The organism is Erwinia sp. V71 (assembly GCF_965644245.1).
Lineage (GTDB): Bacteria > Pseudomonadota > Gammaproteobacteria > Enterobacterales > Enterobacteriaceae > Erwinia.
Genome location: NZ_CBFFRK010000027.1, coordinates 18,449 through 40,766, shown reverse-complemented (window position 1 = coordinate 40,766; position 22,318 = coordinate 18,449). Strand labels below are relative to the sequence as shown.

The window sequence follows — 22,318 nt, the reverse complement described above, 5'->3', positions numbered from 1 at the left end:
AAACGGGTTCTTATGCCTTAGTTGTAAGTGTCTACCATGTCCCCGAACAAGTGTTCACTGTGTCCCCGGACCGTACACATCGTGAGGGTGGGGGATTAGGGGTTACAGCAGGCTCCAGAACGCATCAATCAGCGGCTCGTTGAGCCGTTTTTTCTGCACACACACGCCGAGATCAAACGGCGCTCCCAGATCAAGATTTTCCAGCACCAGTACCCGGTTGCGCACTGGCTCCGGGCTGTTTTCCAGTACCACATCCGGCAGCAGAGCAATGCCGCAGCCGAGCGCGACCATCGATACCATTGCTTCGTGACCGGAAACGGTAGCGTAAATCAGCGGGTTAGCGATGCGGTGGCGACGGAACCACAGGTCAATGCGTCGTCGTGCTGGCCCCTGCTCCGGCAGAATAAACGGGATTTGCGACCAGTCAGGTTCCGGCTGGGTTGTCTGCACACGTGCCGGACAGGCGAGCGCTGGCGCAATCATCACCAGCTGAATCATACCAAGGGTGGTGAAATCAATGCTGGCGGGTAAGGTTTCTGGTCGTCCGGCGATGGCAAGATCGGCTTCACTGGACTGTACTTTCTCTACCGCGTCGGCGGCATCGCCGGTGGTCAGTTTGATCTCCACCTGCGGATGTTCTGCGCGGAAGCGGTCGAGAATCGGCGGCAAATGGCTGTAAGCCGCGGTGACCGAGCAAAACAGATGCAGTTCCCCGCTCAGCGACGGCCCGTTCTGGTCGATGGCGTGGCGCATCTGCTGATACTGCAGCAGGGTATGCTGAGCAAACTGGCGCAGACGCTCACCCGCGTCAGTGAGGGAGACGGTACGGTTATCGCGCAGAAACAGCGCTTGGCCGAGATCCTCTTCCAGCCGCTGGATTTGCCGTGACAGCGTCGACGGGCTGACATGCATGGCGCGCGCAGTACGGCCAAAATGGCGGCTTTCCGCCAGGTGGAGAAACAGTTTCAGGTCACGTAAATCCATGCGATGCGGGCCTCGTTTTTACGTTGCAGTTCTTGCAATGTCACGTTGTTAATATATCAATTTAAGCAACACATTTCCTGTCATATGATGGGGACAATTAACGGCAACGCAAATCACCGCCTTGCCTCCAGAACAAATGCCAACACAACATCGAACGGAGTACCCATGGCTAACTATTTCAATACTTTGAACCTGCGCAACCAGTTAGCGCAGATCGGTAAATGTCGTTTTATGGCGCGTGACGAGTTTGCGGATGGCGCAAGCTACCTGAAAGGCAAAAAAGTTGTCATCGTCGGCTGTGGTGCGCAGGGCCTGAACCAGGGTCTGAACATGCGTGACTCCGGTCTGGACATCGCTTACGCACTGCGTGCCGAAGCCATTGCCGAAAAACGCGCATCATGGCGTAAAGCGACCGAAAACGGTTTCAAAGTGGGTACTTACGAAGAGCTGATCCCGCAGGCGGATCTGGTGATGAACCTGACGCCAGACAAGCAGCACTCTGCTGTGGTGCAGGCCGTACAGCCGCTGATGAAAGATGGCGCGGCGCTGGGTTACTCTCACGGCTTCAACATCGTTGAAGTGGGTGAGCAGGTGCGTAAAGACATCACCGTAGTGATGGTTGCGCCGAAGTGCCCGGGTACTGAAGTTCGCGAAGAGTACAAGCGTGGTTTCGGCGTGCCGACCCTGATCGCGGTACACCCGGAAAACGATCCAAAAGGCGAAGGTATGGCGATTGCCAAAGCCTGGGCGTCAGCAACCGGTGGTGACCGTGCAGGCGTACTGGAATCCTCTTTCGTGGCAGAAGTGAAATCAGACCTGATGGGCGAGCAGACCATCCTGTGCGGTATGCTGCAGGCTGGTTCTCTGCTGTGCTTCGACAAGCTGGTGGCTGAAGGCACCGATGCCGCTTATGCAGAAAAACTGATTCAGTTCGGCTGGGAAACCATCACCGAAGCGCTGAAGCAGGGCGGTATCACCCTGATGATGGATCGCCTGTCTAACCCGGCGAAACTGCGTGCTTACGCGCTGTCTGAGCAGCTGAAAGAGATCATGGCGCCGCTGTTCCAGAAACATATGGACGATATCATCTCCGGCGAATTCTCTTCCGGCATGATGGCTGACTGGGCGAACGACGACAAAAACCTGCTGGGCTGGCGTGAAGAGACCGGTAAAACCGCGTTCGAAAACGCACCACAGTTCGAAGGCAAAATTGCTGAGCAGGAATACTTCGATAACGGTGTGCTGATGGTTGCGATGGTGAAAGCGGGTGTTGAGCTGGCATTCGAAACCATGGTGGATGCGGGCATCATCGAAGAGTCTGCTTACTACGAATCACTGCACGAGCTGCCGCTGATTGCGAACACCATTGCACGTAAGCGTCTGTATGAAATGAACGTGGTGATCTCCGATACCGCAGAGTACGGTAACTACCTGTTCTCTTACGCGGCAGTGCCGTTACTGAAAGAGTTTATGACTACCCTGCAGGCGGGCGATCTGGGCAAACCGGTTGCGGCGACCCAGGTGGACAACGCGCAGCTGCGTGATGTTAACGAAGCGATTCGTAACCACTCAATCGAAGCCGTTGGCCGCAAACTGCGTGGCTATATGACTGATATGAAACGTATCGCGGTAGCGGGTTAATCCCTCGCTGAGAATAAAAAGGCGCCCTCAGGCGCCTTTTTTAATTGCGGTACAGTACCTTAATGATGTGGTAACCGAACTGCGTATGCAGCGGGCCGTAAGGCCCCAGCAATGGACAGGAGAACACCACTTTATCGAATGCTGGCACCATCGCGCCCTGTTTGAATTCGCCCAGATGACCGCCTTTTTTGCCTGACGGGCAGGTGGAGTGCTTCTTCGCCAGCTTCTCGAAGTCGCCGCCGTTTTTCAGCTGTTCGAGGATATCCAGCGCCTGTTTTTCTTCCTTAACAAGGATATGCAATGCTGCCGCGGTTTTTGCCATGATCGTGCCTTGAGTGAATGTATTTCAGCTCGCTATACTACCACGCTATTATTTCCCCCCGCGATTTCATTGAGTGACTTTTCCTATGCGTATGAACCCCGGCCAGCAACAAGCAGTAGAATATGTGACCGGACCCTGTCTGGTACTGGCGGGGGCAGGTTCCGGCAAGACACGTGTTATTACCAATAAAATCGCCCATCTGATCCGCGAGTGCGGCTACCAGGCTCGCCATATCGCTGCGGTGACCTTTACCAACAAAGCATCGCGCGAAATGAAAGAGCGTGTGGCGCAGACGCTGGGGCGTAAAGAGGCGCGCGGGCTGATGATCTCCACGTTCCATACTCTGGGACTGGAAATTATTAAACGCGAATACGCCGCGCTGGGGATGAAATCCAATTTTTCACTGTTTGACGATCAGGACCAGCTGGCGCTGCTGAAAGATCTCACCGAGCAGTGGCTGGAGAATGATAAAAATCTGCTGCAGCAGCTGATTTCCACGATCTCCAACTGGAAAAACGATCTGGTGGATCCTTCCGGCGCGGCGGCGCGATCGCGCAGTGAGCGCGATCAGATCTTTGCCCACTGTTATGGCCTGTACGATCGCCATTTAAAGTCCTGCAACGTGCTGGATTTTGACGATCTGATCCTGCTGCCAACCCTGTTGCTGCAACGCAATGAAGAGGTGCGTGAACGCTGGCAGCAGCGCATCCGCTACCTGCTGGTGGATGAATACCAGGATACCAACACCAGCCAGTATGAGCTGGTGAAACTGCTGGTGGGCAATCGCGCACGTTTTACCGTGGTGGGCGATGATGATCAGTCGATTTACTCATGGCGTGGGGCGCGGCCGCAGAATCTCGTGTTGCTGAAAGAGGATTTCCCGGCCCTGCAGGTGATCAAACTGGAGCAGAACTACCGTTCCACGGAACGTATTCTGAAAGCCGCCAATATTCTGATCGCCAACAATCCACATGTGTTTGAAAAGCGCCTGTTTTCCGAGCTGGGTTATGGTGCCGAACTGAAAGTGGTGACGGCCAATCATGAAGAGCATGAGGCCGAACGCGTGACGGGAGAACTGATCGCCCACCACTTTATTAATAAAACCCAGTACAAGGATTACGCCATTCTTTATCGCGGTAATCATCAGTCACGCGTGTTTGAAAAGATGCTGATGCAGAACCGTATTCCCTACCGGATTTCCGGCGGCACGTCGTTTTTCTCGCGCCCGGAGATCAAGGACTTACTCGCGTATCTGCGCATACTGACCAATGCTGATGATGACAGCGCGTTCCTGCGTATTGTGAACACCCCGCGCCGAGAAATCGGTTCGGCGACACTGCAAAAGCTGGGCGAGTGGGCGATGCTGCGCAATAAAAGCCTGTTTAGCGCCAGCTTTGATATGGGACTCAGCCAGAGCTTAAGTGGGCGCGGACTGGAGTCGTTGCAGCGCTTCACCCACTGGCTGCAGGAGATTGCCCAGCTGGCAGAGCGTGAGCCGGTGGCGGCGGTACGCGATCTGATCCGCGGTATCGACTATGAGAGCTGGCTGTTTGAAACCTCGGCCAGTCCGAAAGCGGCCGAAATGCGCATGAAAAACGTCAATACCCTGTTCCAGTGGATGACGGAAATGCTGGAAGGCAGCGATATTGATGAGCCGATGACCTTAACCCAGGTGGTCACGCGCTTTACCCTGCGCGATATGATGGAGCGCGGGGAGAGTGACGAAGAGCTGGATCAGGTGCAGCTGATGACGCTGCACGCCTCGAAAGGGCTGGAATTCCCGTATGTTTACCTGGTCGGCATGGAAGAGGGACTGCTGCCGCACCAGAGCAGTATCGATGAAGATAATATCGAGGAAGAGCGCCGTCTGGCCTATGTTGGCATCACCCGGGCGCAAAAAGAGCTGACTTTTACCCTGTGCCGTGAGCGCCGCCAGTATGGTGAACTGGTGCGGCCGGAACCCAGCCGTTTCCTGCTGGAGCTACCGCAGGACGATCTGAACTGGGAGACGGAGCGCAAAGTGGTCAGCGCGCAGGAGCGCATGCAAACCGGCCAGAGTCGGGTCGCCGGTTTGCGCGCTATGCTCGATAAAGCGAAGAAAAGTTAGCTGATGGTCAGCGGCCAGTGGACGTAACTCTGCCAGTGGCTCTCCTGCTCCAGCAGCTCGGCGCGCAAAGGGTGCGCTTCCAGCCAGCCAGCAGGCAGTGTCAGATGCAGCGTGTCGTCATCGGCATGCAGACGCACCGCCGGCAGAGTATCGTCGCGGCGACGGCTGGCAAAAATAATCGCTAAACGCAGCAGACGGCACATGCGTTCCGCCATACGTGGCGGCACGGCATTTTGCTGGCTTAATAGCGACAGATCGATACCGTTACTCTGATTTTGCAGCAATGTTGCCAGCAGTTTTTTCTGGGCGGGGGTAAAACCTAGCAGGTCAAGATGGCGAACAAGATAGGCAGCGTGTTGCGGCGCCTGTTTGAAATCGACACTCAGGCCAATTTCATGGATCAGACTGGCGCTTTCCAGCAGTTCACGACATCGCTCATCCAGCTTCCAGTTCAGGCTCACCTGACGGGCAAAACTCTCCGCCAGCTGACGTACCCGTTCAGCCTGCTCAGTATCAATGGTAAAACGACGCTGGATATTTTGCAGGGTGCGGTTACGAATATCGCGATCAATCGGCAGCTGCAGCATGCCATACACCAGACCTTCGCGTAGTGCGCCGCCGGCCAGCATCATGCTTTCGATATTCAGTTCCTGGAAAATGGCGATCAAAATCGACAGGCCGCTGGGGAAAACCAGTGCACGTTCCAGCGTCAGTCCTTCAATCTCCAGTTCTTCCAGCTTGCCACACTGAATGGCGCGCTGTTTAAGCTGCTGCAGCTTATTCAGGGTGATGCGTTCGTCCATCCCCTGCGCCACCATAATTTCCTGCAGCGCCTGCACGGTGCCGGAAGCGCCGACGCAGATTTGCCAGCCCTGTGCGCGCAGCTGCGCAGCAACAGGCTGGATCATAGCGCGTGCTGCGGCTTCCGCCTGAGCGAAATTGTCTTTGCCCAGATGACGGTCAGTAAAATAGCGTTCCAGCCAGGTGACACAGCCCATCGACAGGCTGAACAACGCCGTCGCATCTGCGCCGCTGCCCGTCACCAGTTCGGTGCTGCCACCGCCGATATCAACGACTAAGCGTTTATCAGAACCGCCGGTAGTATGCGCCACGCCCTGATAAATCAGCCGTGCTTCTTCTTCACCGCTAATCACGTTCACCGGGCAGCCAAGAATGTCTCCGGCGGTGTGCAGAAAGATGTCTGCGTTGGTCGCCAGACGCAGTGTGGCGGTAGCGACGACGCGGATTTGCGCCGATGGGATGTCCTGCAGCTGCTCAGAAAACAGCCGTAAGCATTGCCAGCCGCGCACCATCGCCTCTTCCGACAGCTGGTTATCGGGGCCAAGACCCGCCGCGAGGCGGACCTTGCGTTTGATACGGGCGACGGTCTGAATCGTTCCCGCCACCTCACGCACCACCAGCATATGAAAACTGTTCGAACCAAGATCTATCGCAGCATAGAGGGACGACGCGCTTAGCATGGCAAACTTAACCCGGACGTTTACGGTTGTTATTACGTGGCGCACCGCTACGGCGGTTATTGTTACCACCCCGGCGTGGACCGTTGCCTGAACGGTTACGGGTTAAACGTTTCGGCGGCGGCAGATCGTTCATCAGCGCATCGCTGTTATATTTGCTCACCGGGATCTGGTGACCAATATACTCTTCAATGGCTGGCAGATTCAGCGCGTACTCTTCGCAGGCCAGCGTGATGGAGTGACCACTGGCGCCCGCGCGGCCGGTACGGCCAATACGGTGCACATAGTCTTCACAATCATCTGGCAGGTCGTAGTTGAAGACGTGAGTCACTGCCGGAATATGCAGGCCGCGCGCCGCAACGTCGGTTGCCACCAGAATATCCACGTCGCCTTTAGTGAAGTCTTCGAGAATACGCAGGCGCTTCTTCTGCGCGACATCGCCTGTCAGCAGGCCGACACGATGACCGTCCGCCGCCAGGTGACCCCAGACATCTTCACAGCGATGCTTGGTGTTGGCGAAGACAATCGCGCGATCCGGCCACTCTTCTTCCAGCAGCGTTTGCAGTAAACGCATTTTTTCTTCGTTAGACGGATAGAACAGCTCTTCTTTAATGCGGTGGCCGGTTTTCTGTTCCGGTTCCACTTCCACATACTCGGCGTTGTTCATATGTTCGAACGCCAGTTCACGCACCCGGTAAGAAAGGGTGGCGGAGAACAGCATATTCAGACGCTGGTTGCTGGCCGGCATACGGCGGAATAACCAGCGGATATCTTTAATAAAGCCGAGGTCGAACATACGGTCGGCTTCATCCAGCACGACGACCTGAATCGCGCCAAGGTTAATGTGGTTTTGTTTTGCGTAGTCGATTAAGCGACCGGTGGTGCCGATCAGAATGTCTACGCCGCTCTCCAGCACTTTCAGCTGTTTATCGTAGCCGTCGCCGCCGTACGCCAGACCCAGCTTCAGGCCAGTAGCCTGTGCTAATGGCTCGGCATCAGCATGGATCTGCACCGCCAGCTCGCGCGTTGGTGCCATAATCAGCGCGCGCGGTTGGTTCACCTGACGGCCTTCTGCCGCCGGGTGAGAAAGAAGATGATGAAACGTTGACGTCAGAAACGCCATCGTTTTGCCGGTACCGGTTTGCGCCTGACCCGCAACATCACGCCCATCGAGCGTAAAAGGCAATGCCAGCGCCTGGATAGGCGTGCAATTATGAAACCCTTTCTTTTCAAGGGCTTCAATCACCTGAGGGTGCAGGGCGAAGTCGGAAAACTTCTGTTCGGTTAAGTGTGTTTTGCTCATAGTGTGGTAGAATATCAGCTTCCTATTGCTTTACGAAAGCGTATCCGGTGAAATAAAGTCAACCTAAGTTGGCAAATTTTAGCCAACCAGCCAGGCATAATCTTGTGGAGTAAGACATGAGCAGCGAAAAAATTGTTCACCTGACCGATGACAGCTTCGAAACCGACGTACTGAAAGCCGAAGGTTTAACACTGGTGGATTTCTGGGCAGAGTGGTGTGGCCCCTGCAAAATGATTGCACCGATTCTGGATGAAGTAGCCGAAGAGTATGACGGTAAGCTGACCATCGCCAAACTGAATATCGACGAAAACCCAGGCACCGCGCCTAAGTACGGTATTCGTGGTATCCCGACCCTGCTGCTGTTCAAAAACGGCGAAGTGGCGGCGACCAAAGTGGGCGCACTGTCTAAGGGTCAGCTGAAAGACTTCCTGAACGCGAATCTGGGCTAATCCCGGTCCGGCGCTGGCGGTCTTCTTAATTTTTTGCAGACCGCTGGACGCCCGCCTTTAAGCGTGCTAAGTTACTTTTACTGCATTACGAACTTACCTGGTCGTTTGAATCTTAGATTTTCCCTTGTTGAATACTGATGACGCTGTAACCAGCATTCAGCAATCTGACGGTTAGCATCACATATTTCCGGCATCACGTTCCAACCGTCTCCTCGTTTTCAGATCTGCATATTCCTGCACGGATCGCCGAGTGGACAACGGAAACAGTGCCATTAAACGGGCATGGACGTTATTGCCATACTTATTCACGACAAACATTTCGAGATTTACCCCGAGTTTAAGAACCCACCATTATGAATCTTACCGAATTAAAAAATACGCCGGTTTCTGAGCTGATTACTCTCGGCGAAAATATGGGGCTGGAAAACCTGGCGCGTATGCGCAAACAGGACATTATTTTCGCCATCCTCAAGCAACATGCAAAAAGTGGCGAAGATATCTTCGGCGATGGCGTGTTGGAGATATTGCAGGACGGATTTGGTTTCCTCCGCTCAGCAGACAGCTCCTACCTCGCCGGTCCCGACGATATCTATGTTTCTCCCAGCCAAATCCGCCGTTTTAACCTCCGCACAGGTGACACCATTTCAGGCAAAATCCGTCCGCCAAAAGAGGGCGAGCGTTACTTTGCACTGCTGAAGGTCAACGAGGTTAACTACGACAAGCCAGAAAACGCGCGTAGCAAGATTCTGTTTGAAAACTTAACGCCGCTGCACGCGAATTCCCGTCTGCGCATGGAGCGTGGTAACGGTTCTACCGAAGACCTGACCGCACGCGTGCTCGACCTGGCTTCGCCAATCGGTCGTGGTCAGCGTGGTCTGATTGTGGCACCGCCAAAAGCGGGTAAAACCATGCTGCTGCAGAATATCGCGCAGAGCATTGCCTACAATCACCCGGATTGTGTGCTGATGGTGCTGCTGATTGACGAACGTCCGGAAGAAGTGACCGAGATGCAGCGTCTGGTGAAAGGTGAAGTGGTTGCTTCTACCTTTGATGAGCCCGCCTCACGTCACGTTCAGGTCGCGGAAATGGTGATCGAGAAGGCGAAGCGTCTGGTCGAACACAAGAAAGATGTCATCATTCTGCTCGACTCCATCACTCGTCTGGCGCGTGCGTACAACACCGTGGTGCCGGCGTCCGGTAAAGTGCTGACCGGTGGTGTGGATGCGAACGCCCTGCATCGCCCGAAACGTTTCTTCGGTGCTGCGCGTAACGTGGAAGAGGGCGGTAGCCTGACCATTATCGCTACCGCACTGGTTGATACCGGTTCGAAGATGGATGAAGTGATCTACGAAGAGTTTAAAGGCACCGGTAACATGGAGCTGCACCTTGCACGTAAGATCGCCGAAAAACGTGTCTTCCCGGCGATTGACTACAACCGCTCTGGTACCCGTAAAGAAGAGCTGCTGACTTCATCGGAAGAGCTGCAGAAGATGTGGATCCTGCGCAAAATCATTCACCCAATGGGCGAGATTGATGCGATGGAGTTCCTGATCAATAAGCTGGCGATGACCAAAACCAATGATGAATTCTTCGATATGATGAAGCGTTCATAAAAAAGTCGTAATCCGACGCAAACGCCACGCTCAGACGTGGCGTTTTTCGTTTATGGGCTATAGGATATGGCGGCTGACGTTGGTCTGGGAGAAAAAAGGTCAACAATAAGGCGCATTTTTCCCTTTCGTCTCCGGCGTCGCATACTTTTTCCCGTTTTCACCGCTGGTGAATGAACTCGAATCGGGATTAACGGACAAAGCACAGTGGTTAAAAGTTATGCACAGATGGTCAGGATGACAGTCAGATTGTGATGTCATGCGCCATTACAGAATTTCAGAATCAGACTGATATCTGGCATCAAAAATGCACGATAAAACGAAGATTCTTTGCAGAGAGCTGTCAATGTGAATTTACTCACGATGAGTACTGAGTTTGCTTCAATCTTTTTGTTTTCGCTGACTTTTCTTTTTTTTGCCCGTAAGGTTGCGAAAAAAATTGGATTAGTGGACAAACCCAACTACCGTAAGCGCCATCAGGGGGTGATTCCGCTTGTTGGTGGGGTCTCAGTTTATGCAGGGATCTGCTTTACCTTTTGGATCACTAATTACTATATCCCGCATGCCTTGTTGTATCTGGGATGTGCTGGTGTCCTGGTGCTCGTAGGAGCACTCGATGACCGTTTTGATATTAGCGTTAAGTTACGTGCTGTCGTGCAGGCGCTGATTGCGGTCGTCATGATGTATTACGGTAAACTCTACCTGCTCAGCCTGGGTCATCTCTTTGGTTCCTGGGAACTGGTCGTTGGACCCTTTGGTTATGTGCTAACGCTGTTCGCTGTATGGGCGGCGATTAATGCCTTTAATATGGTGGATGGTATCGATGGCCTGCTCGGGGGGCTTTCCTGCGTCACTTTTGGCGCTATGGGGATTATCCTCTATTTTGACGGGCAACTCAGCCTGGCGATGTGGTGCTTTGCGATGATTGCCGCGATCGTTCCCTATATCTTACTCAACCTCGGTTTTTTTGGTCGTCGTTACAAAGTCTTTATGGGCGATGCTGGTAGTACGCTGATTGGCTTCACCATCATTTGGGTGTTACTCGAAACCACTCAGGGGCAGACCCACCCTATTACCCCGGTGACTGCGCTATGGCTGATTGCAATTCCATTAATGGATATGGTGGCGATTATGTACCGTCGCCTGCGTAAAGGCATGAGCCCTTTCTCGGCAGATCGCCAGCATATCCATCATCTGATCATGCGTGCGGGATTTAGCTCACGCCAGGCTTTTGTCCTGATTACTTTAGCTGCAGTGTTACTGGCTGCGATCGGAGTGTTGGGAGAGTATCTTAACGTTATCCCTGAATGGGTAATGTTGGCATTATTTTTGCTAGCGTTTATGTTGTACGGCTATTGCATTAAACGAGCCTGGAAAGTGGCGCGTTTCATTAAACGAATGAAACGCAGGATGCGCCGCCATGCCAATACCAGCAAACATCTTTTGTAAAGATCACGACATTAGGGACGCCATGAAAACTGAACCTGAATCAACCTCACGCTCAGCCTCGATGGATAATGAACTGGATATTCGCGGCCTGTGCTGCACTCTGTGGCGGGGTAAGTTATGGATTGCAGGACTGGCGTTCCTGTTTGCCGTTATTGCGTTGATCTGGTCACTGCTGGTCAGGCAGGAGTGGAGCACTACGGCGATTACCGATCGCCCTACCGTCAATATGCTGGGCGGTTTTTACTCGCAGCAACAGTTTTTGCGTAACCTGGATGTACGCACCAATGCGATGGCGATAACGCCACAGCCGACGGTAATGGACGATGCCTATCAGGAGTTTGTGATGCAGCTGTCCGCCTGGGACACGCGCCGCGATTTCTGGCTGCAGACCGACTATTACAAAAATCGTAAGACTGGCAATGTCAAAAGCGATGCCGCACTGCTGGACGAGATGGTCAATAATATCCAGTTCACCGCCGCGGATACGCTGAAAAAGACCAACGATAGTGTCAGGCTGGTCGCGGAAAGTGCCGCCGATGCTAATAATTTGCTGCGCCAGTATGTGGCGTTCGCCAGCCAGCGCGCCGCACGTCACCTTAACGAAGAGCTGCATGGCGCCTGGGCTGCACGCACTATCCAGCTTAAGGCGCAGATTAAGCGCCAGGAAGCCGTGGCGAAAGCGATCTATGAGCGCCAGCTCAACGCGGTGCAGCAGGCACTGAAGATCGCACAGCAGCAAGGGATTGACCAGGTAAGAACCACCACGCCTTCTGAACAACTCCCTGACTCCGAACTTTTCCTGCTGGGTCGTCCGATGCTGCAGGCTCGTCTGGAGAATTTGCAGGTCACCGGTCCTGGCTACGATCTGGACTATGATCAGAACAGAGCAATGCTGGCGACGCTGAATGTCGGGCCGACACTCGACGCCAAATTCCAGACTTACCGTTATCTCCGCACACCGGAGGAGCCGGTAAAACGCGACAGCCCGCGCCGCCTGTTGTTAATGATTATGTGGGGTGCTGTTGGTGCGTTAACCGGTGCTGGTGTTGCGCTGGCGCGCCGGCCACGTGCGTAAGCGCCTGCTGACCCGATCCCCTGCAACGGCAAAAGAATTAAGAGAGCCACAGTGAAAGTATTAACGGTTTTCGGCACGCGTCCGGAAGCAATTAAAATGGCGCCGCTGGTACACGCCTTATCTCAGGATACTGAGATTGAGTCGCGCCTGTGCGTCACGGCCCAGCATCGTGAGATGCTGGATCAGGTGCTGCACCTGTTTGACCTGCGGCCGGACTATGACCTGAATATTATGCGTCCGGAACAGGGGCTGACCGAAATCACCTGCCGTATTTTGCAGGGATTAAAAACGGTTTTTGAGCAGTTCAGACCAGATATCGTACTGGTGCACGGTGACACCACCACTACTATGGCGGCCAGCCTGGCAGCGTTTTATCACCGTATTCCGGTGGGGCATGTTGAAGCTGGCTTGCGTACTGGCGATCTTTTCTCACCGTGGCCGGAAGAAGCCAATCGCAAACTGACCGGCCATCTGGCGGCTTTACACTTCACACCTACAGAGAATTCACGGCAAAACTTATTGCGTGAAAACCTGCGGGATGATCATATTTTTGTCACCGGCAATACGGTGATTGATGCCCTGTTCTGGGTGCGCGATCGGATTCTGCAGGACGATGGGTTACGCGAAAGCCTGACTGCCCGTTATCCGTTCCTGCAGGCGGATAAAAAGATGATCCTGGTCACTGGCCATCGCCGCGAAAGCTTTGGTGGTGGTTTTGAGCGTATCTGCCACGCGCTGGCGGAGATCGCCCGCCTGCATCCTGATGCGCAGATTGTCTATCCGGTGCACCTTAATCCGAATGTCAGTGAGCCGGTGAAGCGCATTCTGAAAGATATTGTCAATGTCCACCTGATTGAACCGCAGGAGTATCTGCCGTTTGTCTGGCTGATGCATCGCAGCTGGCTGATTCTGACCGATTCTGGCGGCATCCAGGAAGAAGCGCCTTCGCTGGGTAAACCGGTACTGGTGATGCGTGATACGACTGAACGACCGGAAGCGGTGGCCGCGGGTACGGTACAGCTGGTCGGTACTGACACCGAAAAAATTGTCTCGGCCGTCACGCGCCTGCTGACCGACGATGTGGCTTATCAGGGGATGAGTCGCGCGCACAATCCTTATGGCGACGGAAAGGCCTGCGATCGTATTGTGCAGCTACTAAAAAATAACAGAGTAATACTATGAGTTTTAACACTATTTCCGTTATTGGCCTCGGCTATATTGGCCTGCCAACCGCAGCGGCTTTTGCCTCCCGCCAGAAAAAAGTGATTGGTATCGATATTAATCCGCATGCGGTAGAAACCATTAACCGCGGCGAAATTCATATTGTCGAACCCGACCTTGATAACATTGTCAGACAGGCGGTCGAAGGCGGTTTTTTGCAGGCGGCAACCCAGCTAGTGGCCGCAGATGCGTTTCTGATTGCTGTGCCAACGCCGTTTAAAGGCGACCATGAACCGGATATGACGTACGTGCAGGCAGCGACGCAGTCGCTGGCGCCGGTACTGAAAAAAGGCGACCTGGTGATCCTCGAATCGACATCCCCCGTTGGTGCGACCGAGCAGATGGCTGACTGGCTGGCACAGGTGCGTCCCGATCTTAGCTTCCCGCAGCAGGCAGGGGAGCAGGCGGATATTAATATCGCCTATTGCCCGGAGCGTGTGCTGCCGGGGCAGGTGATGGTCGAGCTGATTAAAAATGATCGGGTAATCGGCGGCATGTCGGCGGCCTGTTCGGCGCGAGCGACGGAACTGTATAACATTTTCCTGGAAGGCGAGTGTGTGGTGACTAATTCGCGCACTGCCGAGATGTGCAAACTCACTGAAAACAGCTTTCGCGATGTCAATATTGCCTTTGCCAATGAGCTGTCGCTGATTTGTGCAGAGAAAGGAATCAACGTCTGGGAGCTTATTGCCCTCGCTAACCGCCATCCGCGCGTCAATATTCTGCAGCCAGGCCCGGGTGTCGGTGGACACTGCATTGCTGTCGATCCCTGGTTTATCGTGGCGCAGAACCCGACACTGGCGCGACTGATTCGTACCGCCCGTGAAGTGAACGACAGCAAACCGTTCTGGGTGCTGGATCAGGTAAAACGTAGGGTGGCGGACTGCCTGACCAGCAGTGATAAGCGTGCCAGCGAACTGAAAATCGCCTGTTTTGGCCTGGCGTTTAAACCGAATATTGACGACCTGCGTGAGAGTCCGGCGATGGAAGTCACGCAGCATATTGCCGCCTGGCATAGCGGGGAAACCTGGGTCGTGGAGCCACATGTGGCAGCAATCCCGGAAAAACTGGCACATCATGCCACACTGGTTTCTGCTGATGTTGCTCTGCAACAGGCCGATGTGCTGGTGATGCTGGTGGATCATCAACAATTCAGAGCGATTGACGGCGCACAGATTACCCAGCGCTGGGTTGTTGATACCAAAGGAGTGTGGCGTTGAAACGCATTTTGATCACTGGCGGTGCCGGATTTATTGGTTCTGCGCTGGTGCGTTTTATTCTGACAGAAACCGCAGACAGCGTGATGGTGGTCGATAAACTGACCTATGCCGGTAACCTGGCGTCACTGGCGCTGGTTGCTGGCAACCCACGTTTTGCCTTTGAGCAGGTTGATATCTGTGATCGTACCGCGCTGGATCGTGTGATTACCGCTTACCAGCCCGATGCCATTATGCATCTGGCGGCGGAAAGCCATGTGGACCGTTCGATTGATGGTTCGATGGCGTTTATTGAAACCAATATTATTGGCACCTACCAGCTGCTGGAAGCGACCCGCCATTACTGGCAGGCGCTGGATAGCGCGAAGAAAGCGCAGTTTATTTTCCACCATATATCCACGGATGAAGTGTTTGGTGACCTGCATGACAGCGATGGACTGTTTACTGAAAATACGCCTTACGAGCCAAGCAGCCCTTATTCCGCGACCAAAGCCAGCAGTGATCATCTGGTTCGAGCCTGGTTACGTACTTATGGTCTGCCGGTGGTGGTGACCAACTGCTCAAACAACTATGGCCCCTACCATTTTCCGGAAAAACTGATCCCGCTGATGATTATCAATGCGCTGGCGGGTAAACCACTGCCGGTCTATGGCAATGGTGGGCAGATTCGTGACTGGTTGTATGTGGAAGATCATGCCCGGGCACTGTATCTGGTGATGACGCAGGGGCGGCCCGGAGAAACTTACAATATTGGCGGCCATAACGAGCGACGTAATATTGAGGTGGTTGAGAGTCTGTGTATGCTTCTGGAAGAACTGGCGCCGCACAAACCGGCGGGCGTGCAGCATTATCGCGATTTAATCACCCATGTGGCCGACCGCCCGGGCCATGATTTACGCTATGCGATTGATGCCAGCAAGATTGAACGCGAGCTGGGCTGGCGTCCACAGGAGACTTTTGACAGTGGCCTGCGTAAAACGGTCAGCTGGTTTTTACAGCATGAAAGCTGGTGGCGGAATGTATTGAACGGCAGTTATAAACTCGAACGTCTTGGCCTGATGCCAGACGCGGGTAACCATTAAAGGGGGCGGCAATGAAAGGCATTATTCTTGCTGGTGGTTCAGGTACGCGCCTGCATCCCATTACCCGTGGCGTATCGAAACAGCTATTACCTGTTTACGATAAACCGATGATTTATTACCCGCTGTCTGTGCTTATGCTGGCGGGTATCCGTGACATTATGATTATCACCACCCCGCACGATAAGCCGCAGTACCAGCATTTGCTGGGGAGTGGAGAGGAGTTTGGCATTCGCTTACAGTATGCCGAGCAACCGAGCCCGGATGGACTGGCGCAAGCCTTTATCATTGCGGAAACATTTATCGGGGATGATAGCTGCTGTCTGGTGTTAGGCGATAATATCTTCTTTGGTCAGGCTTTCAGCCCAAAACTACGCAGTGTGGCGTCGCGTGACAAAGGTGCGACGATATTTGGTTACCAGGTGATGGATCCGGAACGCTTTGGCGTGGTGGAGTTTGATGATAACTACCGCGCGCTGTCGCTGGAAGAGAAGCCGGCGCAACCGCGATCAGACTGGGCCGTCACTGGGCTCTATTTCTATGACAATCAGGTTGTGGAGTTTGCCAAACAGGTCAAACCCTCAGAACGCGGTGAGCTGGAAATTACCTCGATTAACCAGATGTATCTGGAGCGCGGTGAACTGACGGTCGAGCTGCTGGGGCGTGGTTTTGCCTGGCTGGATACCGGCACCCATGACAGCCTGCTGGAGGCCAGTTCTTTTGTGCAAACCGTGGAAAAACGCCAGGGCTTTAAAGTCGCCTGTCTGGAAGAGATTGGCTGGCGTAACGGCTGGCTGGATGATAACGCGGTGCGCCACGCGGGTGAGACGCTGGCGAAAACCGGTTATGGGAAATACTTGCTGGATCTGCTGAATGCCCGTTCTCGCCGCAGTTAAACCGCTGGAGTGGGAAAACCACTTCTTCGCCCGCAACAGTGCGCGGCTGGATTTTGCCGTGCCGCAGTCGTTAAACGAAGCGCAGCTGGCGCAGTATGATCTGCTGCAGGCCTGCGTCCCCAGCCATCAGACCGCGAAAATCGATGCGCTGAGCGCACTGGGTTTCCGGCTGGTGGAAGGCGAAGCCGATTTCTCGCTGGCGATTCAGGCCACACAGCGCCAGACGGGGATTCGTATCGCCCGTGTGGAGCATATTGACGCGTTGCGCGCAGCGGCGAGTCAGCTGTTTGTCCAGAGTCGTTTTCGTGAACCCTGGTATCCTGCCGATGCCAGCGGTCGTTTTTATGCTCAGTGGATTGAAAATGCCGTGCGTGGCACGTTTGATCATCAGTGTTTACTGGCTGTTGATGAGCAGGGTGCGCTGGACGGTTTTGTCTCACTGCGTGAACTGGGCGATGGCGCTGCCCGTATCGGTTTACTGGCGCGTCTGCCGCACGCCAGTGGCAAAGGTGTCGGCCAGCGGCTGATGCATGCCGCGGCGGACTGGTGCCAGGCGCGGCGCATCGCACGCCTGCATGTGGCAACCCAACTCAGTAACCTTGCCGCGATGCGGCTCTATCTTGCCTGCGGTGCGCAACTGGACAGCACCGCCTACTGGCTATACAGGTAACCATCCTATGATTCCATTTAATGCGCCACCGGTGGTGGGAACGGAAATCGAATATATGCAGTCCGCGATGGCGAGCGGCAAGCTGTGCGGCGATGGCGGTTTTACCCGACGCTGCCAGCAGTGGATGGAGCAGCAGTTTGGCAGCAAAAAAGTGCTGCTGACACCATCCTGTACCGCCTCACTGGAGATGGCGGCGCTGCTGATCGATATCAGGCCTGGCGATGAAGTGATTATGCCGAGTTATACCTTCGTCTCTACCGCCAATGCCTTTGTACTGCGCGGGGCGACGGTGGTATTTGTCGATGTGCGTCCGGACACCATGAACATCGATGAGGCGCTGATTGAAGCGGCGATCACCGAACGTACGCGGGCGATTGTGCCGGTGCACTATGCTGGCGTGGCCTGCGAAATGGACACCATTATGGCGCTGGCGAAAAAGCATAATCTGTATGTGGTTGAAGATGCGGCGCAGGGCGTGATGTCGACTTACAAAGGTAAGGCGCTGGGCACCATTGGTCATATCGGCTGTTTTAGCTTTCACGAAACCAAAAACTACACCGCGGGAGGTGAAGGCGGCGCGACGCTGATTAACGACGCGTCGCTGGTGGAACGCGCAGAGATTATTCGCGAGAAAGGAACCAACCGCAGCCAGTTCTTCCGTGGTCAGGTGGATAAATACACCTGGCATGATATTGGTTCCAGCTATCTGATGGCTGACCTGCAGGCAGCGTACTTATGGGCACAGCTGGAAGCGGCGCAACGTATCAACGATCAGCGTCTGCGCCTGTGGCAGCGTTACTACGCTGCGCTGCAACCCGTCGCGGCACGCGGACGCATTACGCTGCCGTCGATCCCGGTACATTGCCAGCATAATGCGCATATGTTCTATATCAAGCTGCGCGATAATGACGATCGTCAGAAACTGATCGACTGGCTAAAGGAAGCCGAAATTCTCGCTGTCTTCCACTATATCCCGCTGCACAGTGCGCCAGCAGGCGGGCAGTTTGGCCGTTTTCATAGCGATGATCGCTTTACTACTGTCGAAAGTGAGCGCCTGCTGCGCCTGCCACTGTTTTATAACTTATCGGATAATAACCAGAATACGGTTATTTCCTCGCTGCTAAGCTTCTTCCGCTGATATGTCGCTGGCCAAAGCCTCGGTGTGGACGGCGGCGTCGACACTGGTAAAAATCGTCGCCGGGCTGCTGGTGATAAAATTGCTGGCGCTGTCGTATGGCCCCTCCGGTGTCGGGCAGGCGGGCAACTTTCGCCAGTTGATCACCGTGCTGGGCGTGCTGGCGGGAGCGGGCATTTTTAACGGCGTCACGAAGTATGTTGCTGAGTATCAGCAGCAGCCACAGCAGCTTCGCGCTGTCACCGGCACGGCATCGGCGATGGTGCTCGCATTCTCATCTTTGCTGGCGCTGGTATTTTTGCTGGCGGCGCAGCCGATCAGTATTGCCCTGTTTGGTCATGCCGATTACCAGCATGTGGTGCGCATGCTCGCTCTGTTGCAGATGGGGATCGCCTGGGCGAACCTGTCGCTGGCGGTGATGAAAGGATTTCGCGATGCGCGCGGGAATGCGCTGGCGCTGATTGCGGGCAGCCTGATTGGGGTGATCGCCTATTACGCCTGCTACCGGATTGGCGGTTACAGCGGCGCTCTGGTTGGGCTGGCGCTGGTGCCGGCACTGATCGTGCTGCCCGCCGCCCTGCTGCTGGCAAAGCGTGATCATTTGCCGCTGCGCTATCTGCTGCCGCAATGGCACAGCGAACTGGCATCCAGGCTGGCGAAATTTACCCTGATGGCGCTGATCACGTCGGTCACGTTGCCCGTTGCCTGGGTGATGATGCGTAACCTGCTGGCGGCGCATTACAGCTGGGAAGAGGTCGGATTATGGCAGGGTGTGACCACCATTTCTGACGCGTATCTGCAGTTTATCACCGCCACTTTTAGCGTCTGGCTGCTACCGACGCTGGCGCGCCTGGAGAACAAAGCGGAGATCTCGGGCGAGATTTTCCGCACGCTGCGATTTGTCCTGCCGGTGCTGGCGGCGGTCAGTTTCTGCGTCTGGTTACTGCGTGATGTGGCGATCTGGCTGCTGTTTTCCAGTCAGTTTAGCGCTATGCGCGATCTGTTTGCCTGGCAGTTGCCGGGGGATGTGCTGAAGGTTGGCTGTTATATTTTCGGATATCTGGTGATCGCCAAAGCGTCGCTGCGTTTCTATATTTTGACTGAAGTCAGCCAGTTCCTGTTGCTTACGCTTTTCTCGCGCTGGCTGATTCCACTGCATGGTGCGACCGGGGCGGCACAAGCCTATCTGGCAACCTATGTGGTTTATTTTGCGCTCTGCTGTAGCGCGTTTCTTATTTATCGTCGACGAACATGACTACACTGATTCACGTACTGGGATCGGATATCCCCCATCATAACCTGACGGTCCTGCGCTTTTTTAATGATGTGCTGAGTGTTGAGCAGCCTGTGGCGACTCAACGCCACTTTATGGTGGTGGCGCAGGATGGCGAAGCCTTTGCGGCGTTCAGCGCACTGAATATTGAGTTGTTCAGCAGCAAAAAAACGCTGGCGCAGGCGGTGATTGCCCGTGCGCGCCAGCGGCAGACTCGCTTTTTCTTCCATGGCCAGTTTAACCCGCAGTTATGGCTGGCGATGCTGACTGGCAAACTGCGTCCGGCGCAGGTGTTCTGGCATATCTGGGGCGCGGATCTGTATGAAGAGTCGGCCAGCCTGAAGTTCCGCCTGTTCTATCTGTTACGCCGTCTGGCTCAGGGTCGGGTGGGGCATCTGTTTGCTACGCGTGGCGATATCAGCCATTACCAGCAGCGTCATCCCCACACGCCAGCATCATTGCTCTATTTCCCGACGCGGATGCCACCGCATAGCGTGCAGGCGGATGACAGCGCACGGCCGTTTACCATCCTGGTGGGCAATTCCGGTGATGCCAGTAATCGCCATATCGAGGCACTGCAGGCGATTCACCAGCAGTTTGGCGATCAGGTGAAAGTGGTGGTGCCGCTCGGTTATCCGGCGAATAATGAGGCGCATATCGCGCGCGTGCGCCAGGCGGGGGAGGTGTTGTTCAGCGGCGACAACCTGCAACTGCTGACAGAAAAATTCGATTTTACCGCCTACCTGCAACTGATTGCCCGTTGCGACCTGGGATACTTTATTTTCCGCCGCCAGCAGGGCATTGGTACGCTATGCCTGCTGATTCAGGCGAATGTGCCTGTTGTCCTCAGCCGGGAAAATCCGTTCTGGCAGGATATGGCGGAGCAGCAGGTTCCGGTGTTGTTTACCGGCGACGTGCTCGATAAGCCACTGGTCAGCGAGGCGCAGCGTCAGCTGCGTTTGCTGGATAAATCACGTATCGCCTTCTTCGACCCGGCCTTTATCGCTGGCTGGCGACAGGCACTGACGCTGGCGGAAGGGGAGAACGCATGAGTCTGATGGAATTTAGTGGCTTGCTGGTGGTGTACCTGCTGTCAGTCGGTCTTATTCTGACGCTGACCTGGCGTGAATTCCGCCGTGTGCGTTTTAACTTTAACGTCTTCTTCTCACTGTTGTTTTTACTGACGTTCTTTTTCGGCTTCCCGCTGACCAGCATTCTGGTGTTTCAGTTTGATGTCAACGTGGTACCCGCGGCCTATCTGTTACAGGCGATGCTGGCGGCCAGCGGTTTCTATGGCATCTATTACGTCAGCTATAAAACCCGCTTACGTGCTCCTTCCGACCGGCCACGGCGTGAAGTCTTCACCATCAACCGGGTAGAGGCGCATCTTAGCTGGGTGTTGCTGGCGCTGGTGGCGCTGCTTACGGTCAGCATCTTCTTTATGCACAACGGCTTTCTGCTGTTCCGTTTGCAGGCGTATAACCAGATCTTCTCCAGTGAAGTGTCTGGCGTGGCGCTGAAGCGCTTCTTTTACTTCTTCCTGCCAGCGATGCTGGTGGTCTACTTCCTGCGCCAGAGTCCGCGCGCCTGGTTGTTTTTCCTGGTCGCTACCGTCGGTTTTGGCTTGCTGACGTATGCACTTGTCGGCGGTACGCGCGCCAATATCATCATCGCGTTCGCGCTGTTCCTGTTTATCGGCATTATTCGCGGCTGGATTTCACTGTGGATGCTGGTGGTGGCGGGTGTGGTGGGGATTGTCGGCATGTTCTGGCTGGCGCTGCGCCGCTATAACCTTGATGTCAGCGGCGCGGAAGCGTTTTACACTTTCCTGTATCTGACGCGCGATACCTTCTCGCCGTGGGAAAATCTGGCACTGCTGCTGCAAAATTACGACAAGATTGATTTTCAGGGGCTGGCGCCGATTGTGCGCGACTTCTACGTGTTTATTCCCAGCTGGTTATGGCATGACCGCCCGAGCCTGGTGCTCAACAGCGCGAACTACTTTACCTGGGAAGTGCTGGACAACCATTCCGGGCTGGCGATATCACCCACGCTGATTGGCTCGCTGCTGGTGATGGGCGGCGTGTGGTTCCTGCCGCTGGGGGCGATGGGCGTCGGTCTGATTATCAAATGGTTTGACTGGTTGTATGCACTCGGCAGGGCAGAGAGCAACCGCTATAAAGCCACGATCCTGCAAAGTTTTTGCTTTGGCGCGATATTTAACATGATCGTGCTGGCGCGTGAAGGGCTGGATGCTTTCGCTTCGCGGGTGGTGTTTTTCTGCGTCATTTTTGGCGCCTGCGTCGTGGCGGCTAAACTGCTTTATTGGTTGTTTGATCGCGCGGGGCTGATCCGCCAGCGTGCTTCTCAGGTACAGCAGGCCGCAACCCAGTAATCATCGTTTGAAAG

19 protein-coding genes are annotated in these 22,318 nt (G+C 54.7%); 15 read left to right on the top strand and 4 right to left on the bottom strand.

Annotated elements, in window-relative coordinates; all coding sequences use genetic code 11:
• Positions 1–102: 102 nt before the first annotated feature.
• The gene (gene ilvY / locus ACSZO1_RS08725) at positions 103–984 is read right to left on the bottom strand and encodes an HTH-type transcriptional activator IlvY (RefSeq protein ID WP_437611554.1); all 882 of its coding nucleotides are present in this window, start codon (positions 982–984) and stop codon (positions 103–105) included.
• 165 nt (positions 985–1,149) lie between these two features.
• On the opposite strand from ilvY, the gene ilvC reads away from it, so the two are divergent.
• On the top strand, positions 1,150–2,625 hold the full coding sequence (gene ilvC, locus ACSZO1_RS08720; protein WP_437611552.1) for a ketol-acid reductoisomerase: 1,476 nt from the start codon (positions 1,150–1,152) through the stop codon (positions 2,623–2,625).
• 40 nt (positions 2,626–2,665) lie between these two features.
• Here the strand turns inward: ilvC and ppiC are convergent, their stop codons facing one another.
• The gene (ppiC, locus tag ACSZO1_RS08715; protein WP_437611550.1) at positions 2,666–2,947 is read right to left on the bottom strand and encodes a peptidylprolyl isomerase PpiC; all 282 of its coding nucleotides are present in this window, start codon (positions 2,945–2,947) and stop codon (positions 2,666–2,668) included.
• Positions 2,948–3,032: 85 nt separating this feature from the next.
• Here ppiC and rep point away from each other — a divergent pair, with 85 nt between their 5' ends.
• Positions 3,033–5,054 carry a DNA helicase Rep gene (gene rep / locus ACSZO1_RS08710; protein WP_437611548.1) on the top strand — a complete coding sequence of 674 codons (2,022 nt, stop codon included), beginning with the start codon at positions 3,033–3,035 and terminating at the stop codon, positions 5,052–5,054.
• Here the strand turns inward: rep and gppA are convergent.
• Positions 5,051–6,535: a guanosine-5'-triphosphate,3'-diphosphate diphosphatase gene (gene gppA, locus ACSZO1_RS08705; protein ID WP_437611546.1), complete on the bottom strand. Its 1,485-nt coding sequence runs from the start codon at positions 6,533–6,535 to the stop codon at positions 5,051–5,053. The two genes, rep and gppA, sit on opposite strands and share 4 nt — an antisense overlap.
• Positions 6,536–6,542: 7 nt before the next feature.
• Positions 6,543–7,835 (bottom strand): ATP-dependent RNA helicase RhlB, encoded by a 1,293-nt coding sequence (gene rhlB / locus ACSZO1_RS08700; RefSeq protein ID WP_437611544.1) that lies wholly within the window; start codon positions 7,833–7,835, stop codon positions 6,543–6,545.
• A 116-nt stretch (positions 7,836–7,951) separates the two neighbouring features.
• Between rhlB and trxA the strand changes: the two genes are divergently transcribed.
• From trxA to wzyE, 13 genes are all read left to right on the top strand, one after another.
• Positions 7,952–8,284 carry a thioredoxin TrxA gene (trxA, locus tag ACSZO1_RS08695; RefSeq protein WP_437611543.1) on the top strand — a complete coding sequence of 111 codons (333 nt, stop codon included), beginning with the start codon at positions 7,952–7,954 and terminating at the stop codon, positions 8,282–8,284.
• 353 nt (positions 8,285–8,637) lie between these two features.
• Positions 8,638–9,897 (top strand): transcription termination factor Rho, encoded by a 1,260-nt coding sequence (gene rho, locus ACSZO1_RS08690; RefSeq protein ID WP_437611541.1) that lies wholly within the window; start codon positions 8,638–8,640, stop codon positions 9,895–9,897.
• Positions 9,898–10,242: 345 nt separating this feature from the next.
• Positions 10,243–11,343 carry a UDP-N-acetylglucosamine--undecaprenyl-phosphate N-acetylglucosaminephosphotransferase gene (wecA, locus tag ACSZO1_RS08685; protein ID WP_437611539.1) on the top strand — a complete coding sequence of 367 codons (1,101 nt, stop codon included), beginning with the start codon at positions 10,243–10,245 and terminating at the stop codon, positions 11,341–11,343.
• Positions 11,344–11,365: 22 nt separating this feature from the next.
• Positions 11,366–12,418, top strand: coding sequence for an ECA polysaccharide chain length modulation protein (gene wzzE / locus ACSZO1_RS08680; RefSeq protein WP_437611537.1), 1,053 nt, complete (start codon positions 11,366–11,368; stop codon positions 12,416–12,418).
• A gap of 51 nt (positions 12,419–12,469) precedes the next feature.
• Positions 12,470–13,600: a non-hydrolyzing UDP-N-acetylglucosamine 2-epimerase gene (wecB, locus tag ACSZO1_RS08675; RefSeq protein WP_437611534.1), complete on the top strand. Its 1,131-nt coding sequence runs from the start codon at positions 12,470–12,472 to the stop codon at positions 13,598–13,600.
• Positions 13,597–14,859 carry a UDP-N-acetyl-D-mannosamine dehydrogenase gene (gene wecC / locus ACSZO1_RS08670; RefSeq protein WP_437611532.1) on the top strand — a complete coding sequence of 421 codons (1,263 nt, stop codon included), beginning with the start codon at positions 13,597–13,599 and terminating at the stop codon, positions 14,857–14,859. Before wecB ends, wecC begins: the two co-directional genes overlap by 4 nt.
• Complete coding sequence (gene rfbB / locus ACSZO1_RS08665; RefSeq protein WP_437611530.1) at positions 14,856–15,938, top strand: dTDP-glucose 4,6-dehydratase; 1,083 nt, start codon at positions 14,856–14,858, stop codon at positions 15,936–15,938. The genes wecC and rfbB overlap by 4 nt, the downstream gene beginning before the upstream one ends.
• 11 nt (positions 15,939–15,949) lie before the next feature.
• Entirely contained in the window at positions 15,950–16,831 is an 882-nt protein-coding gene (rfbA, locus tag ACSZO1_RS08660; protein ID WP_437611528.1) for a glucose-1-phosphate thymidylyltransferase RfbA, read from the top strand.
• Positions 16,809–17,501 (top strand): dTDP-4-amino-4,6-dideoxy-D-galactose acyltransferase, encoded by a 693-nt coding sequence (gene rffC, locus ACSZO1_RS08655; RefSeq protein ID WP_437611526.1) that lies wholly within the window; start codon positions 16,809–16,811, stop codon positions 17,499–17,501. Before rfbA ends, rffC begins: the two co-directional genes overlap by 23 nt.
• 7 nt (positions 17,502–17,508) lie before the next feature.
• Complete coding sequence (gene rffA / locus ACSZO1_RS08650; RefSeq protein ID WP_437611525.1) at positions 17,509–18,639, top strand: dTDP-4-amino-4,6-dideoxygalactose transaminase; 1,131 nt, start codon at positions 17,509–17,511, stop codon at positions 18,637–18,639.
• 1 nt (position 18,640) lies between these two features.
• Positions 18,641–19,891, top strand: coding sequence for a lipid III flippase WzxE (gene wzxE, locus ACSZO1_RS08645; protein WP_437611523.1), 1,251 nt, complete (start codon positions 18,641–18,643; stop codon positions 19,889–19,891).
• Complete coding sequence (locus ACSZO1_RS08640) at positions 19,888–20,961, top strand: TDP-N-acetylfucosamine:lipid II N-acetylfucosaminyltransferase (protein ID WP_437611521.1); 1,074 nt, start codon at positions 19,888–19,890, stop codon at positions 20,959–20,961. Before wzxE ends, ACSZO1_RS08640 begins: the two co-directional genes overlap by 4 nt.
• Positions 20,958–22,304, top strand: a complete 1,347-nt coding sequence (gene wzyE / locus ACSZO1_RS08635) for an ECA oligosaccharide polymerase (RefSeq protein ID WP_437611519.1) — start codon at positions 20,958–20,960, stop codon at positions 22,302–22,304. Before ACSZO1_RS08640 ends, wzyE begins: the two co-directional genes overlap by 4 nt.
• Positions 22,305–22,318: the final 14 nt, after the last annotated feature.

Coding starts and splice junctions, on each gene's coding strand:
- ilvY (WP_437611554.1), bottom strand. CDS start 984: ATGGATTTACGTGACCTGAAACTGTTTCTCCACCTGGCGGAAAGCCGC.
- ilvC (WP_437611552.1), top strand. CDS start 1,150: ATGGCTAACTATTTCAATACTTTGAACCTGCGCAACCAGTTAGCGCAG.
- ppiC (WP_437611550.1), bottom strand. CDS start 2,947: ATGGCAAAAACCGCGGCAGCATTGCATATCCTTGTTAAGGAAGAAAAA.
- rep (WP_437611548.1), top strand. CDS start 3,033: ATGCGTATGAACCCCGGCCAGCAACAAGCAGTAGAATATGTGACCGGA.
- gppA (WP_437611546.1), bottom strand. CDS start 6,535: ATGCTAAGCGCGTCGTCCCTCTATGCTGCGATAGATCTTGGTTCGAAC.
- rhlB (WP_437611544.1), bottom strand. CDS start 7,835: ATGAGCAAAACACACTTAACCGAACAGAAGTTTTCCGACTTCGCCCTG.
- trxA (WP_437611543.1), top strand. CDS start 7,952: ATGAGCAGCGAAAAAATTGTTCACCTGACCGATGACAGCTTCGAAACC.
- rho (WP_437611541.1), top strand. CDS start 8,638: ATGAATCTTACCGAATTAAAAAATACGCCGGTTTCTGAGCTGATTACT.
- wzzE (WP_437611537.1), top strand. CDS start 11,366: ATGAAAACTGAACCTGAATCAACCTCACGCTCAGCCTCGATGGATAAT.
- wecC (WP_437611532.1), top strand. CDS start 13,597: ATGAGTTTTAACACTATTTCCGTTATTGGCCTCGGCTATATTGGCCTG.
- rfbA (WP_437611528.1), top strand. CDS start 15,950: ATGAAAGGCATTATTCTTGCTGGTGGTTCAGGTACGCGCCTGCATCCC.
- rffC (WP_437611526.1), top strand. CDS start 16,809: ATGCCCGTTCTCGCCGCAGTTAAACCGCTGGAGTGGGAAAACCACTTC.
- rffA (WP_437611525.1), top strand. CDS start 17,509: ATGATTCCATTTAATGCGCCACCGGTGGTGGGAACGGAAATCGAATAT.
- wzxE (WP_437611523.1), top strand. CDS start 18,641: ATGTCGCTGGCCAAAGCCTCGGTGTGGACGGCGGCGTCGACACTGGTA.
- ACSZO1_RS08640 (WP_437611521.1), top strand. CDS start 19,888: ATGACTACACTGATTCACGTACTGGGATCGGATATCCCCCATCATAAC.
- wzyE (WP_437611519.1), top strand. CDS start 20,958: ATGAGTCTGATGGAATTTAGTGGCTTGCTGGTGGTGTACCTGCTGTCA.